The organism is Janthinobacterium sp. 1L-D-8-B-C4, assembly GCF_057291295.1.
This window is the reverse complement of record NZ_JBXAVX010000013.1, coordinates 14,063-29,119: the sequence shown is the minus strand read 5'-3', so window position 1 is coordinate 29,119 and position 15,057 is coordinate 14,063. Positions and strand designations below refer to the sequence as shown.

At 63.8% G+C, this 15,057-nt stretch carries 14 protein-coding genes; 9 read left to right on the top strand and 5 right to left on the bottom strand.

What is annotated here, in order from left to right; all coding sequences use genetic code 11:
• Positions 1–75: 75 nt before the first annotated feature.
• Positions 76–1,005: a phytanoyl-CoA dioxygenase family protein gene (locus AC0Z42_RS20740; RefSeq protein WP_485470079.1), complete on the bottom strand. Its 930-nt coding sequence runs from the start codon at positions 1,003–1,005 to the stop codon at positions 76–78.
• Positions 1,002–2,636, bottom strand: a complete 1,635-nt coding sequence (gene prpR / locus AC0Z42_RS20735; RefSeq protein ID WP_485470078.1) for a propionate catabolism operon regulatory protein PrpR — start codon at positions 2,634–2,636, stop codon at positions 1,002–1,004. The genes AC0Z42_RS20740 and prpR overlap by 4 nt, the downstream gene beginning before the upstream one ends.
• A 198-nt stretch (positions 2,637–2,834) precedes the next feature.
• Between prpR and AC0Z42_RS20730 the strand changes: the two genes are divergently transcribed.
• Entirely contained in the window at positions 2,835–6,113 is a 3,279-nt protein-coding gene (locus AC0Z42_RS20730; RefSeq protein WP_485470077.1) for a bifunctional diguanylate cyclase/phosphodiesterase, read from the top strand.
• Here the strand turns inward: AC0Z42_RS20730 and xth are convergent.
• Positions 6,110–6,874 carry an exodeoxyribonuclease III gene (xth, locus tag AC0Z42_RS20725; RefSeq protein ID WP_485470076.1) on the bottom strand — a complete coding sequence of 255 codons (765 nt, stop codon included), beginning with the start codon at positions 6,872–6,874 and terminating at the stop codon, positions 6,110–6,112. The genes AC0Z42_RS20730 and xth overlap by 4 nt on opposite strands.
• A gap of 548 nt (positions 6,875–7,422) precedes the next feature.
• Between xth and AC0Z42_RS20720 the strand changes: the two genes are divergently transcribed.
• From AC0Z42_RS20720 to AC0Z42_RS20705, 4 genes are read left to right on the top strand one after another with little or no spacing between them, the layout of a single operon-like run.
• Positions 7,423–7,794: a phiTE_015 family protein gene (locus tag AC0Z42_RS20720; RefSeq protein ID WP_308922468.1), complete on the top strand. Its 372-nt coding sequence runs from the start codon at positions 7,423–7,425 to the stop codon at positions 7,792–7,794.
• 10 nt (positions 7,795–7,804) lie between these two features.
• Positions 7,805–7,993: a DUF1653 domain-containing protein gene (locus AC0Z42_RS20715; protein ID WP_065306721.1), complete on the top strand. Its 189-nt coding sequence runs from the start codon at positions 7,805–7,807 to the stop codon at positions 7,991–7,993.
• A 46-nt stretch (positions 7,994–8,039) separates the two neighbouring features.
• Complete coding sequence (locus tag AC0Z42_RS20710; protein ID WP_485470075.1) at positions 8,040–8,510, top strand: CreA family protein; 471 nt, start codon at positions 8,040–8,042, stop codon at positions 8,508–8,510.
• A gap of 11 nt (positions 8,511–8,521) precedes the next feature.
• Entirely contained in the window at positions 8,522–9,049 is a 528-nt protein-coding gene (locus AC0Z42_RS20705) for a hypothetical protein (protein ID WP_485470074.1), read from the top strand.
• Positions 9,050–9,121: 72 nt separating this feature from the next.
• Here the strand turns inward: AC0Z42_RS20705 and AC0Z42_RS20700 are convergent, their stop codons facing one another.
• Positions 9,122–10,618 carry a leucyl aminopeptidase gene (locus AC0Z42_RS20700; RefSeq protein WP_485470073.1) on the bottom strand — a complete coding sequence of 499 codons (1,497 nt, stop codon included), beginning with the start codon at positions 10,616–10,618 and terminating at the stop codon, positions 9,122–9,124.
• A gap of 67 nt (positions 10,619–10,685) precedes the next feature.
• Here AC0Z42_RS20700 and lptF point away from each other — a divergent pair, with 67 nt between their 5' ends.
• The 4 genes from lptF to AC0Z42_RS20680 are packed head-to-tail and all read left to right on the top strand — an operon-like array spanning position 10,686 to position 14,381.
• A complete protein-coding gene (gene lptF / locus AC0Z42_RS20695; RefSeq protein ID WP_485470072.1) occupies positions 10,686–11,831 on the top strand; it encodes an LPS export ABC transporter permease LptF in 1,146 nt (381 codons plus the stop codon).
• The gene (lptG, locus tag AC0Z42_RS20690) at positions 11,828–12,997 is read left to right on the top strand and encodes an LPS export ABC transporter permease LptG (RefSeq protein WP_485470071.1); all 1,170 of its coding nucleotides are present in this window, start codon (positions 11,828–11,830) and stop codon (positions 12,995–12,997) included. Before lptF ends, lptG begins: the two co-directional genes overlap by 4 nt.
• Entirely contained in the window at positions 12,997–13,398 is a 402-nt protein-coding gene (locus tag AC0Z42_RS20685) for a sirohydrochlorin chelatase (RefSeq protein ID WP_485470070.1), read from the top strand. Before lptG ends, AC0Z42_RS20685 begins: the two co-directional genes overlap by 1 nt.
• Positions 13,371–14,381, top strand: coding sequence for a Stealth CR1 domain-containing protein (locus AC0Z42_RS20680; RefSeq protein ID WP_485470069.1), 1,011 nt, complete (start codon positions 13,371–13,373; stop codon positions 14,379–14,381). Before AC0Z42_RS20685 ends, AC0Z42_RS20680 begins: the two co-directional genes overlap by 28 nt.
• Here the strand turns inward: AC0Z42_RS20680 and AC0Z42_RS20675 are convergent.
• Entirely contained in the window at positions 14,353–15,000 is a 648-nt protein-coding gene (locus AC0Z42_RS20675; RefSeq protein ID WP_485470068.1) for a hypothetical protein, read from the bottom strand. The two genes, AC0Z42_RS20680 and AC0Z42_RS20675, sit on opposite strands and share 29 nt — an antisense overlap.
• Positions 15,001–15,057: the final 57 nt, after the last annotated feature.

The window sequence follows — 15,057 nt, the reverse complement described above, 5'->3', positions numbered from 1 at the left end:
ATCTTGGCGAAGTGCGCTGCGCTTGGCTACTGTCAGGTGATGAGTGGTGATACCCCGGGATGAACGGCGCTGCCCTCAGATCCACTGCTCCTGGTCTGCACAGTCGTCGGCATGGTAAGTCAGGTATTGCACCATGCGCGGCACCTCGCCAAGGTTGGGCGTGGCGCAATGGGGCAGGGCCTGGTGCCAGATGATGAAGTCGCCGGCCTGGCCTGGCACCGCTACCGGCTGCAGCTGCTGCACTGCCCACTCGCGCGGATTCTGGCCGGCCGGCACCGTCGCCAGCCAGTCGCCGATGCGGTGCTGAAAGCCCGGCACGCAGTGAAAAGCGCCATGGCTGGCGGCGCAGTCGCCCAGGTACAGCAGGCCTTGCAGCTTGAACGGTATCGGCAGGGCCAGGCTGGTATCCCAGTGCAGCGGGCTGCCCGTGAAACAGGTGTCGGGCAGCTGCGGCGGATTGAAGCTGACCTTGTCGATGGTCGGATAAATCGCTTCGCTGCGATACAGTTGCTGGCAGGCGCGCCGGATGCGCGGCTGGTGGCGGATGGTTTCCAGCGCCGGATGGTCGGAAAACTGCAGCATGAAGCCCACCTTGCCTGGATGCGCCCGGTACCAGGAAGCAGGCTCGTCCGGACTGGCGTCCAGGTAGGTCCAGATCGCCGCCTGCGCCGCCTCGCATTCGGCCTTGGGTACCGCGCCGCGCAGCACCACGTAGCCGTTTTGCTCCCAGAATTGCAGCGCATCTGCAGACAGCACATCGTCGACGCTGTCAAACGCGTGGGCCGGCCGTGCACGCGTGCGCGCCGTGATCCAGGCCAAAAAGGCGTCCAGCGAGGGCCGCTGGTGGAACAGGAACTGCAGGGCGTCGTCCATGAAGATGCCGCGCGCGTACAGCGCCCTGATTTCCTGCTGATGCTGCGCTGGCGTGGCAGCCTCGCTCTTGCCTGCGGCCGGTGCGGCGCTACGCTGCCACAGGCTGCGCAGCAATGGCAGGTCATCCATCATGGCTGGCGCAGCCGGCGCCACAAGGTGGTGCGGCTGATGCCCAGGTGTTGCGCGGCGGCGTCGCGCCGGCCGCCGAAGCGGGCCAGTACCTCGGCCGCGCTTTCCTCGCGCGCGGGCAGGCTGGCCGCTGGCAAGGAGGAGGGGGGCGGCGGCGCGCTGTCGCCACCGCCCGCGTCGCCACCCAATTCCGGCGCCACCGCCAGCATGAACGCCGGCGTCAGCGCCTGCAGCGGTTCGGCCGCCAGGAACAGGGCCAGGCGTTCGGTCAGGTTGCGCAGTTCGCGCACATTGCCGGGCCAGCCGTAGCGGCGCAGCAGCGGCGCACAGGCCAGCAGCTCGGCATGCAGGTTCGGCTGCGGGCGCGCGGCCAGCGCGGCCAGCGCGTTTTTCAGCGACCACTCCATCAGGCCGGCGATGTCTTCGCTGCGCTCGCGCAGCGCCGGCAACTGCAGGCGCAGCACGGCCAGCCGATAGAACAGGTCGGCCCGGAAGCGTCCTTCGCGGATACGTAGCTCCAGGTCGCAATGGGTGGCGCTGATGATGCGTACATGGATCGGAATCGGCCGCGTGCCGCCGACGCGCATCACTTCGCGTTCTTCGAGCACGCGCAGCAGGCGCGTTTGCAACGGCAAGGGCATTTCGCCGATCTCGTCCAGGAACAGGGTGCCGTGGTTGGCCGCCTCGAACAGGCCCGCGTGGCCGCCCCGGCGCGCGCCTGTAAATGCGCCGTCCTCGTGGCCGAACAGTTCCGATTCGAGCAGGGATTCGGCGATGGCGCCGCAATTGATGGCGACAAACGGCCGGTTGGCACCCAGGCTGCGCGGGCTTTCGCGGTGGATCGCCTGCGCCACCAGCTCCTTGCCGGTGCCCGTGTCGCCCTGGATTAGCACCGTCGCCGGCGATTTGCCGAACAGGACCACCGACTGGCGCAGCGCCTCCATCGCGTCGGACTCGCCGCGCAGGTCGTGCAGGCCGTGGCGCGCGCGCTGCACCTCGCCGGCCGGCGCGCGCTTGCCGCGGTTCGCTTCAAGCTGGGTCAGGCGCGCCAGTTCCAGCGCGTCGTCGAAAGCGCGCCTGATTGCGGTGGCCGAATACACGAACACCGCCGCCAGCCCCGCCTCTTCGGCCAGGTCGGTCACCAGGCCGGCGCCGACGATGGCTTTCACGCCGGCCGCCTTGAGTTCATTGATCTGCGCGCGTGCATCTTCTTCGGTGGCATAGCTGCGCTGGGCAATGCGAAAGCCGAAGGTGGACGCGAATTCGGCCAGTTCCGGCATCGTATCCTGGTAAGTGACGACGCCGATCTGCGGCGAGATGCGCCGCGCGCGCGCCAGCGCCTGCATCACGTCGTAGCCGCTGGCCTTGGCGATAATTACCGGCACCGACAGCCGGCCTTTCAGGTAGGCGCCGTTCGAGCCGGCCGCGATCACGGCGTCGCAGCGCTCAACGGCCATGCGTTCGCGGATATGGCGCACGGCGTCGTCAAAACCCAGGTTGATCGGTTCGATGGTGGCCAGGTCGTCGTATTCGAGGGTGATGTCGCGGAACAGGTCGAACAGGCGCGAGACAGAAACGGTCCAGATGACGGGCTTGTCGCGGTGATCGATCATGGGCAGGGAAGGGCGGCGCATGGGGCCGATTGTAAAGCATTTGCCTGCGCGCCAGATGGTGAAACAGGCAAGTGGTCTGTTGTATCGCGTGCACGCGCCACCGCGTACACTCGCCGCTCTGGCGACAGATGAAAAAAACCGCTGAAACTGGTTTATGATCTGTCAGCATCTTGTTGCTTGAATGCACACTTTTGCCTTTCCTTTAACCTTGTGGTGTCCATGAACCGCGTTCCGACCAGCCCCGATTTCATTGCCGGCGCCTTGCAGCTGATTGCCTTGCCCGCCTGCGCCTGCGACGCCTGCGGCATGGTGGTGGCCGCCAATGACGCGCTGGCGCACATGCTGGGCATGGATGTGTCGGGGCGGCTGCTGGCCGACTGTTTCAGCGACGCATATCGCGCGTCGAGCACCAGCATGCTGCGCGCCGCGCTGGGACCCGCCGGGCGCGAGCGCCACTGGGACAGCTGCCTGCAGGGCGTCGATGCGCATATCGCGGTACAGGTCTGGGCCAGGCCTTTGCTGCCGGCCGACGGCGCCGCACTGGCTGGCGCGACCCTGGTATTTGCCGACATCAGCGTGCAGCAGCGCGACGGCCAGGCGCTGCGCAAGTCGCTGCTGGAGCAGCAGGCGATCCTGGAAAGCGCCGCCGTCGGCATCCTGTTTTCACGCGACGGGGTGATCGAGGAGTGCAATATCCGCGCCGCCGAAATGCTTGGCTATGCGCGCCACCAGCTGACCGGCATGGCCGGCGCGGCGCTGTACCGCTCGCAGGAAGCCTATGAAGCGCTGGGCCGCGAGGCCAGCCCGCTGCTGTCGATCGGCCGCTCGTTCAGCACGGAACTGGAACTGCGCCGTCTCGATGGCAGCGTGTTCTGGAGCCGGCTGCACGGGCGCGCCGTCGATCCGCTCAATACGCAGGACGGCACGGTGTGGATCGTCGAGGACATCAGTGACCACCGGCGCGATGAAGACCAGCTGCGCCGCGCCATGGTGGAACAGCAGGCCATCCTCGACAACGCCTCGGTCGGCATCCTGTTTTCGCGTTCGCGCCACGTCCTGCGCTGCAATCCGCGCTTTGCCGAGATGTTCGGCTATGCACAGCAGGAGATGACGGGCATGCCCGCCGCCAGCCTGTTTCCGTCGCCCGAAGCCTACGCCGAATTTGGCGCGCTGGCCGCACCGTTGCTGGGCCAGGGCCTGCCGTACGAGCAGGAAGAGACGCAGTTCCGGCGCCGCGACGGCAGCCTGTTCTGGGGCCGCATCCGCGCCAAGGCGGTCGACCAGGAGCGCAGCGAGCAGGGCACGATCTGGATCCTGGAAGACGTCAGCGCCAGCCGCCAGACGCAGATGGAGGTGGCGGCCATCATGACCAATGCCTCGGTCAGCATCCTGTTTACCAAGAACCGCGTGGTCACGCGCTACAACCTGGGCTTTGCCGAAATGTTCGGCTACCGGGGCGACGAGGCGCTGGGCTTGCCGGGGCGCGCGCTGTACCTGTCGCAGGACGCCTATGACAGGCTGGGCGCGGCCGCCTTCCCCTTCCTGTCGGTGGGCAAGCCGTTCCAGACCGAAGTGGAAATGCAGCGCAAGGACGGCAGCACCTTGTGGGGCCAGCTGATCGCCTATGTCGTCAATCCCGATGATGCGGCCGCCGGCACCATCTGGATCATCGAAGACCGCACGGAAGCGAAGCGCGCCGAAGAATCCCTGCGCAATGCGCTGCTGGAAAACCAGGCCATCCTCGACAGCGCCGTGCTGGGCATTTCAGTGATCGAGAACGGCTACAACCTGCATGCCAACAGCAAGATGGAAGAGCTGTTCGGCTATGGTCCCGGCCAGGTCAACGGCCTGTCGGTGCAGGCGCTGTATCCGGACCTGGCGTCGTGGAAGGCAGCGCGGCGCGAGACGGCGCGCGACTTCGAGGCCGGCCGCGTGCACATGTCGGAGTACCAGCTGGTGCGCAAGGACGGCAGCCGCTTCTGGGCGCGCCTGTCCGGACGGCCGTTCGACCTGGCGCATGCGCATGGCCGTTCGGTGTGGCTGGTCGACGACGTGACGGCGCGCCGCGAAGCGGCCGAAGCGGTGCTGCGCGCGCGCGACGAGCTGGAACTGCGGGTGCAGGAACGCACGGCCGAACTGGCTGGCGCCAACGCCCTGCTGCAAGGCGAGATCGCCGAGCGGCGCCAGGCCGAGGCGCGCGTGCACCACATGGCTTACCACGACAGCCTGACCGGCCTGCCGAACCGTGCGCTGCTGGCCGACCGCCTCGAGCGCGCCATGCTGGCCTCGCAGCGCTCCAGCCGCAAGCTGGCCGTGATGTTCATCGACCTGGACCGCTTCAAGAACATCAACGATTCACTGGGCCACATGACGGGCGACATCCTGCTCAAGGAAGTGGCGGCGCGGCTGTGCCGGTCGGTGCGCGCCAGCGACACGGTGGCGCGCCTGGGCGGCGATGAATTCGTGGTGCTGGTGCCGGGCATCCGCGGCGCCGAAGAAGCGGCCACGGTGGCCGCCAAGATCATCGAGTCGCTGACGCCGGCGTTTCCGCTCGAAGGCCATGTGCTGCACATCACGCCGTCGATCGGCATCTGCCTGTATCCGGAAGACGGCGCCGATGTCGACGCGCTGATGCGCCATGCCGACGCGGCCATGTATCACGCCAAAGCCAATGGCCGCAACAACTACCAGTTCTTCACGCAGAAGATGAACCAGGCGGCGGCGATCCACTTCGACCTGGAAAGCAGCTTGCGCACGGCGCTGGCGCAGGACCAGTTCGAGCTGTATTACCAGCCGGTGATCGATATCGCCACGCGCACCCTGCACGGCATGGAAGTGCTGCTGCGCTGGCGCCGGCCAGGCCATGGCCTGGTGATGCCGGACCGCTTCATCCCGATCCTGGAAGAAAACGGCATGATCGTGCCGGTCGGCGCCTGGGTCATGCGCAAGGCCTGCGAGCAGAGCGTGGCCTGGCTGCGCCAGGGCTTGCAGCCGGTGCCGCTGGCGGTCAATCTGTCGCCGCGCCAGTTCATGCATGCCGGCCTGGTGGCGTCGATTGGCGCCATCGTCGAGGAAAGCGGCATCGCGCCCGGTTTGCTGGAGTTTGAAATCACCGAGACAGCGCTGATGCAGCAGGGCGAGCAGACCCTGGAGATCCTGCGCCAGATCAACGCCATGGGACTGCGCCTGTCGATCGACGACTTTGGCACCGGCTATTCCAGCCTGGCCTACCTGAAGCGCTTTCCGGTCAAGAAGATCAAGATCGACCGCGCCTTCATCAAGGATCTGGAGACCAGCGCGGAAGACCGCGCCATCGTCTCGGCCATCATTGCGCTGGCCGACAGCCTGCAATTGTCGACCGTGGCCGAAGGGGTGGAGACGGAGCAGCAGTTCGCCCTGCTGCAAGGCAAGGGCTGCCGCTACGCCCAGGGCTATCTGTTTTCGGCGCCGATGCCGGCCGCGAATGCGCAGATGTTGCTGGCGCGGCGGGCAGACTAGTCGATGGTGGCCACCACCGGCGCATGATCGGACGGCTGTTCCCACTTGCGGGGCACGCGGTCGATCACGCAGGCGCTGCAGCGCCCTGCCAGCGCGGGCGACAGCAGGATATGGTCGATGCGCAGGCCCTTGTTCAGGCGGAAGCCCAGCTGGCGGTAATCCCACCAGCTGAACGACTTGTCGGCCTGCTCGAACAGGCGGAAGGAATCGACCAGGCCGAGGTCGAACAGGCGCTGCAGGGCATCGCGCTCCTTGCTTGATACCAGCACCTGGCCGGCCCAGGCCACCGGGTCATGCACGTCGCGGTCGTCCGGCGCGATATTGTAGTCGCCCACCACCGCCAGTTGCGGATGCAGCGCCGCTTCTTCGGCCAGCCAGTCATGCAGGGCGGCAAGCCAGCCCAGCTTGTATTCATATTTGTCCGAATCGACGCTCTGGCCGTTCGGCACATAGGCGCACACCACGCGCACGCCACCGATGGTGGCGGCCAGGATGCGCTGCTGCGGGTCTTCATAGCGGGGATTGTTTTTCACCACATCCTCGATCGGCAGCTTCGACAGGATGGCCACGCCGTTATAGGTTTTCTGGCCGCTGAACACCACCTGGTAGCCGGCCGCCGCGATCTCGGCGGCAGGGAATTTGTCATCCGTCAGCTTGGTTTCTTGCAAACACAAGATGTCGACCGGATTGTCGGCCAGCCACTGCAGCACTTGTGGCAGGCGCACTTTCAGCGAGTTGACGTTCCAGGTGGCTAATTTCATGGCAGAAGTTCCTTAAGAGGGCGATAGCGGCGCATCTTACCGCATGCCGTCATCCGGTGTGCCACGGTGGCCAGCTGGCGGGTGTGGTTTATTTGCCCTGTGGGAAGATAAGGTTCAAAAAAGACTATAGTTTTAGCCAATCGTGGCGCATGCATATTCGGTTTTTGTGTATGATTGATCAAGCCACATGGTTGATTTGCCAAATTTGATTGTGTTGATGTTATTTAAGGGCAGCCAAACACGATAAAGGTGTAAAGTTTCTCGCTAAAACGCGCTGAACACTACTAAAATGGCTTATTGTGACAGCCTTGTCATGCAGGCTGTGGCAACCGTGAGATGAAATAATCGGAATTCACCGTGTGTGATTCTGAATTACAGACCATTGCGCCTGTAGCGGATCGCAAGTTCCGTTTCCGGCGCCGCCGGTCTTGCTCTATAACTGCAGCACGTTTCGGTGACATTGTTTTTTTTCATTAAGAAATGGTACCATCTGGAAATGTTGCAGTTTTAATAGTGAGACTTGCGCGTAGCATTTGCAAAGGAAGAAAATGCGAACTGCATTTGAAGCGTGGGCGCAGCGTGACGGCCACATTGTTCGGCGACGAGAAGACAAACCGGACGAATATCTGATTTTCGAAACCCAGCGGCGCTGGGTGATCTGGCAGGCTGCCTTGACTCATGGCAAGACGACGCCCAAGCCACGCGTGAGCGCAGCCGAAAAGGCCGCGAAAGCGCAGCGTGCACTGGAAATGTCGTCCGACGAGGCGGCCGTGCGCAACAAGGTGCTCAATGAGGTGCTCGACGCTTTCAGCAGCGCCGACGGCGCCGCCGGCATGGAAGGCATCCTGAAAGTCATCCAGGGCCTGAAACAGAAGCAGAAAGTGCTGGCCGGCGACAAGAGCGAAGATTCGACGGCCTGAGGAGACGGCGATGCGTTACCGGCACTACAAGGGCGGGATCTATGAACTGGTGTGCGAAGCCACGCTGGAATCGGACCTGACCCCGATGATCGTCTACCGCGCCGCCGACGGCTCGATCTGGACCCGGCCGAAAGACGTGTTCTTTCAGCTGATCGAGGTCGAGGGCGTCATGGTGCAGCGTTTTGCTCCGATTAATTGATCTCTGATCACTGATGGCCGCGCCAGCGCGTGCCCAGGAAACCTTCATGTACAGATTGCTGGCCTCGGCCACGCTGCTGGGCCTGGCCTGCGCTTCGGCGCAGGCTGAAACCGTCGGCTCGGTCGACACCGTTTTCAAGTTGATCGGCCCCGATCACAAGATCGTCGTCGAAGCCTATGACGATCCGCGCGTGACCGGCGTTTCCTGCTATTTGTCGCGCGCCAAGACGGGCGGCATCAAGGGCGCCGTCGGCCTGGCCGAAGACAAGGCCGACGCCTCGGTGGCTTGCCGCCAGGTGGGCGCGCTGCAATTCAACGGCAAGCTGCCGCGCCAGGAAGAAGTGTTCAGCGAGCGCGCCTCGATCTTCTTCAAGCATGTGCGCGTGGTGCGCATGGTCGATCCCAAGCGCAATGCGCTGATCTACCTGGTGTATTCCGACCGCCTGATCGACGGCAGTCCGAAAAACAGCGTGACCGCCGTGCCGGTGCCCGCCAACTTGCCGATTCCCTTGCGTTAACAGGATTCGCCATGCGCCGCTCTCTCGCTGCCATGATGCTGCTCTCCGGCCTGGCCGGCTGCGCCACCATGACCGGTTCGACCGAGCAGATGGTGCTGGTGCAAACCATCTTCGACAACCGCCAGCTGGCGGGCGCCGGCTGCATTCTCAGCAACGACATGGGCAAGTGGTTCGTCACCACGCCGGGGCGCATCATGATCCGCAAGAGCCGCGAGCCGCTCAAGGTCGACTGCAAGAAGAGCGGCTCGCCGGCCGTGGTGATGGACAATCAATTTGACGCCAGCGTCAATGGCGGCAGCGCCTGGAGCAACGTCATCTTTACCCTCGGCGTGGGCTATTTCGTCGACCGCGACACCGGCGCCGCCTATGACTATCCGTCGACCCTGACCGTCATCATGCAGGACCCGGCGCGTATTGCGCGGCCAGCACCGGCAGCCGTGGCTGCACCGGTGATGGCCACGCCGCCCGCCGCGCAGCCGGCTGCCGCACCTGCACCCAAGCCTGCGCCTTCGCCGATCCCAGATCCCGTCGTGTATTAAACAAACGCGACAGGCATGAAAAAAGCCGCCAGGGTCGATTGACCGTGGCGGCTTTTGATTTTCATGCAGCGTTTATTGGACGCGGTTCAGCAGGAAAGTGCTGAGCAGTGGCACCGGACGGCCGGTCGCGCCTTTTGCCGCGCCCGATTTCCAGGCCGTGCCGGCGATATCGAGGTGGGCCCAGGTGTACTTCCTGGTGAAGTTTTCCAGGAACGCGGCAGCGGTGACGGCGCCGCCGCCAGGCGAGCCGATATTGCCCAGGTCAGCGAAGTTCGATTTCAGCTGCTCGTTGTACGCTTCTTCGATCGGCATGCGCCATGCGGTGTCGGAGGCTTGCTTGCCGGCGGTCAGCAGCTCGTTGGCCAGCTGGTCGTGGGCGGCGTCCGAACGCGTGAACAGGCCCGTGTTGTGGTGGCCCAGCGCGATCACGCAGGCGCCCGTCAGGGTGGCGATATCGACCACCACGGCCGGCTTGAAGCGCTCGGCGTAGGTCAGTGCATCGCACAGCACCAGGCGGCCTTCGGCGTCGGTGTTGAGAACTTCGATCGTCAGGCCGTTCATCGAGGTGACGATGTCGCCCGGCTTGGTGGCGCGGCCCGATGGCATGTTTTCGCAGGCGGCGATCACGCCGATCACGTTCAGCTTCAGGTTCATCTCGCCGATGGCGCGGAAGGTGCCCAGCACCGAGGCGGCGCCGCACATGTCGTACTTCATTTCATCCATGCCGGGACCGGCCTTGAGCGAAATGCCGCCGGTGTCGAAGGTGATGCCCTTGCCGACCAGTACCACCGGTGCGTCCTTGGCCTTGCCGCCCATGTGTTTCAGGACGATGAATTTCGGCGGCTGTTCGCTGCCGTTGGTGACCGACAGGAAGCTGCCCATTTTCAGCGCTTCGAGCTGTTTGCGGTCCAGTACTTCCACTTCAAACTTGTAATCCTTGGCCAGCTGCTTGGCGGTGTTGGCCAGGTAGGTCGGGTTGGCGATATTGGCCGGCAGGTCGCCCAGGTTGCGGGTGAAGTTCGAGCCGTTGGCAATCGCCACCGCTTGCGCCAGAGCGCCGCGCGTGGCCGCCGTGGCAGGCGCCGACAGCACGACCTTGCGCACGCCGCTCGGCGCCGGGTCTTTCTTGCTTTTTTGCGAGTCGCAGCGGTATTGGCTGTCATGCGCCGCCTGCACCACGCAGCGGATCGCCCAATTTACATCGCGCTCTTTCACATCACCCAGCGGTAATGCGATAATGGCGTCCGCCGCGCCCAATGTGCCGAAGGCCTTCAAGGCAGCTTGCACGCCGGTGGCAAAGCTTTTTTCGCTGATGGCATCGTCGCTGCCCATGCCGACCAGCAGCACGCGCTCGGCGGTGACGCCGTCCACGGCGCGCAGCAGCAGGGTGCTGCCAGGCTTGCCGGTAATGTCGCCGGACTTCAGCGCAGCCGAAATGGCACCCTTGCTGTCCAGCGCTTGTGCCGCTGGCGACAGTTTTTTGTTTTCGAATACCGCAACCGCGATGCATCCGCTTTTGGCCGAGCCGAGGGTGCTCTTGGTATCGAATGCTTTTATGCTAAAGTCCATTTGGTTCTCCGTTTTCATTTACTAGTAACGTGTTACTCAACTAACTGACCCGAATTATAAACTCCGAATGATCTTTCAACGTGCCCTTCGACGTGAATTGGCTAGTGCCGCCGGGGCCACCTTCACTGTTTTATTCAGTATCCTGCTGACCTGGATGCTTATCGGTATCCTTGGCAAGGCCGCCGGCGGCAAGGTCGCGTCGGCCGACGTGATGTCGCTGATGCTGTTTTCCTCGCTGATGCAGCTGCCCACCATCCTGATACTGACCGGTTTCATCTCGGTGCTGATGGTCGTCACGCGCAGCTACAAGGAATCCGAAATGGTGGTGTGGTTCGCCTCGGGCCTGAGCCTGTCGCGCTGGATCGCGCCGGTGCTCAGCTTTGGCCTGCCGCTGGTGCTGGCGATTGCCGCCCTGAGTCTGTACGCCACGCCGTGGGCGCAGCAGAAAAGCGACGCCTATGTGGCGCGCTTTGAAAAGCGCGAAGACCTGCAGAAAGTCACGCCCGGCCAGTTCCGCGAATCGGCCGGCAGCAACCGCATCTTCTTTGTCGAAGGCGTCAGCGGCGAGAAAAACGTGGTGCAGAACGTATTCGTCAACACCGTCGACGCCAAGGGCAGCGCGGTGGTGGTGGTGGCCAAGGAAGGCGTGATCAATACCGACGCCGCCGGCAGCCGCTTCCTGGTGCTCAAGGAAGGGCGGCGCTACCAGGGCATCCCGACCCAGGCTGATTTCCAGACCATGGAATTCGAGCAGTACATCATGCGCATCGAAAGCCGCCAGCAGGAACTGGGCGCCGACCTGGGCGTGCGCGCCATGAGCACCATGGCGCTGATCGCTGCCAACAACCAGTTCACCATGGCTGAACTGATGTGGCGGGTCAGCGCGCCGCTGATCGCGCTGCTGCTGATCCTGCTGGCCATACCGTTGGGCTTCGTCAATCCGCGCGCCGGCAGTTCGGCCAACCTGATCGTGGCGCTGCTGATCTTTTTCAGCTACAGCAACCTGACCAAGGTCATTGAAGCGAGCGTCAAGCAGGGCCGCCTGAGCTTTGGCATGGCCTGGTGGCCGCTGCACCTGCTGGCGCTGCTGGCCGTGGTGGCGCTGTTCGCCTGGCGCCTGAATGTGAATCACCGCTATCATCCGCTGGTTTTGCTGGCGTCCTTCAAGCGCGCGCGCTGCGCCGGCAAACAGAGTAAAGCGGACACGAAATGAAGATCTTACAGCGCTATTTTGCGGTCTCGATATTCCAGGCGGTGTTCTTCGTGCTGCTCGCCTTTCTGGCGCTGCAGGCGTTCATCGACCTGACGGGCGAACTGCCCAAGGTCGGCCGCAATGGCTATACCATCCAGTACGCTTTTTTCTATGTACTGGTGCTGGTGCCGGGCCACGTGTATGAAGTCATGCCGATCGCCGCGCTGATCGGCACCATCTACACGATGGCGCAGTTTGCGGCCAGCTCGGAATTTACCATCATGCGCGCCTCGAGCATGTCGACCGCCATGGCGGCCGGCTTTTTGCTGCGCATCGGCGTGGTGTTCGTGGTGATTACCTTTTTGTTCGGCGAATTCGTCACGCCCTATACCGAGCCGCTGGCCGAGCGCTTGAAACTGACCTCGCGCGGCACCTCGGTGTCGAGCGAGTTCCGCTCCGGGCTGTGGACCAAGGACATGATCAAGAGCGAAGGTTTGACGGGCAGCGTCACCGGCTCGCGTTTTTTCAATGTGGGCGAAGCGCGCCCTGACGGCCAGCTGAAAAACGTCAAGCTGTACGAATTCGACACCACCATGCGCCTGCGCACCATGACGGTGGCCGCCAGCGCGGTTTACCAGGGCAACAATGTATGGCGCCTCAGTGACGTGACGGAGACCTCGTTTTCAAACAGCGCCGCCACCAAGCCCGGTTACGAGCCGAAGCTGCAGAATTACTATGGCCAGGAAACAAGCCTGGTACGCACCGTGAAAAGCACCACCAAGGACATGGTGTCGGAAGTGACGCCGAAGATCCTGACGGTGTCGGCCTCGGACCCGGAGCGCATGTCAGCCAGCGAACTGGCCGTCTACACGCGCCACCTGGCCGAGAACAAGCAGGAAACCGAGCGCTTCCGCATCGCCTTCTGGAAAAAGCTGATCGATCCGCTGGCCATTTTCGTGCTGATGGCACTGGCGCTGCCGTTCGCCTACATGCATACGCGCAGTGGCGGCGTCAGCCTGAAAATTTTCATCGGCATCATGATTGGCGTGAGCTTCATGCTGGTCAATACCTTGTTCTCGCATGTGGGCCTGCTCGGCAACTTGCCGGCCTTCCTCACTGCGGTGGCGCCCAGCGTGCTGTATCTGCTTGCGGCGCTGGGGATGCTGTGGTGGGTGGAGCGACACTGATGACGAATCTACCTGCGCAGCAGGCGCTGATCCTGTTCGCCCATGGCGCGCGCGCCGCTTCCTGGGCCGCACCATTCGAGCGCCTGCGCGATATCACGCAAGCGCGCATGCCCGAGGTTTCGGTGCAGCTGGCGTTTCTTGAGCTGATGACGCCGCGCTTGCCCGAACTGATCGCCAGCTTGCTGGCGGCGCTGCCCGACGGCGGGGTACTTGACGCCACCGTGGTGCCGGTATTCCTGGGCCAGGGCGGCCATGTGCTGCGCGACCTGCCGCTGCTGGTGGATGAATTGCGCCAGGCGCATCCGCAACTGCGCCTGAAGGTGGTCGAAGCGGTCGGTGAAAACGCCAGCGTGCTGGCGGCGATTGCCGACTATTGCGTGGCCGCGCCCGGCCAGGCGTGACCGGGCCGGTCGATATCGTCTACTTGTGGGTGGATGGGCAGGACCCGGCCTGGCGCGCGCGCCACCGCGCGGCCTATGCGCAGTGGGCGCAAAAACATCCTGGGCAGCTGGCCCTGCATGGCAATGTGGCGGGGCGTTACCGCGACAACGGCGAGCTGCGCTACAACCTGCGCGCGCTCGAGCGCTTTTTTCCCGGTCATGGACATGTTTACCTGGTGACCGACCGCCAGGTGCCAGCCTGGCTGGGCGCCTGCGCCGGCCTGAGCGTGATCGACCACCGCCAGTTGATGCCGGCAACCGCGTTGCCGGTATTCGACTCGGCCCATATCGAATCGTATCTGCACCATATTCCTGGCCTGGCCGAGCGCTTCCTGTATTTCAATGACGATGTCTTCCTGGGCCAGCGATTCGACGCCGGCTACTGGTTTGGCGACTGCCTGCGCGTGTGCACGGAGGCGGCGCTGGTCGAGTTGCCAGCCCACTTGCGTGCCGATGTGGCGGCACCCGTCAATTGCGCGGTGCTGTCGCGCGACTGGCTGAGCGCGCGAAATCCCGACTATCGCCACGAGCCGCGCCTGTTTGCGCACGCGCCGCGCCCGATGCTGAAAAGCGCCATGCAGGCGCTGGAACGGCAGGCCCCCGAACTGTTCGCGCAGGTGCGCGCTACCGTGTTCCGCTCCTGGCGCGCGCCGGCGCTGCTGCCCGACCTGGTGCCGCGCTGGATGGTAACGCAGGGCCTGGCGCGCAGCGAAGTGCTCGACCCGCTGCATATCGCCAGCGGCGACGCGGATGCACCCGTACTGCTGGCGCAGCTGCGCGCGCAATTCGGCAGCTTGCCGTTTTTCTGCATTAACGATACCTGCGACGAGGCGCAAGACGATGACCCGCGCCTGGCGCGGGTGGCGGCGGTGCTGCAGCTGTTGCTGCCGCAGCCGTCGCGCTTTGAGTTGAACCTCAGCGCGCCTTTGGCAGACGCAGCTTGATGCGGGCAGCCGCACTGGTATCGGCCATGGCCGCCAGGAACAGCAGCAGATAGCCGTCCAGCTCGAACACTTCTTCCAGCAGCTCCGAGTACATCTCCGGCAGCGCATGGATCACCTTCTTGTCGAATGGCCAGCCGGCCACCATGAACAGGCCGCCGATCAGGGTGATGATGGTCACGCGCATGCCGAAGATGGCGCGCACGTTCGCAAACACGGCGCGCGCGCGCGGCACGAAAAATACCAGCAGGCGCAGCAGCACCAGCAGTTCCAGCACGCGCAGGGTTTTTTCCAGCACGTTCCAGGCATACGACTCGCCCATCTCTCGAATTTCCAGCTCGCGCAGCAAAAAGCCGAACATCAGCGCCGACAGGCCGGCATGGATCAGGAAACGCAGCGAATCGCGGTCCGGCTCAATCCACGCTTTTTGCCCGTGTACCGCGCAAGCGAGCGCCAGACACAGCGCCTGCAGGCATTCGAGCAGATGGTTTTCATTGTCAATGGCGGGAAACACCAGCCACAGGCCGATCTGGCCCACGGTGACCAGCAAAATCGTGGCGAACAGGCCGCCGTTGCTGCTGCTGAGTGTCTGCAGCGCTGCGCGCAGGGAAGAAAAATTCATGAGTGATGACAGGGTAGAGAGTGCGGGGATGACGCGGTATTGCGGCGTGAGCATCCT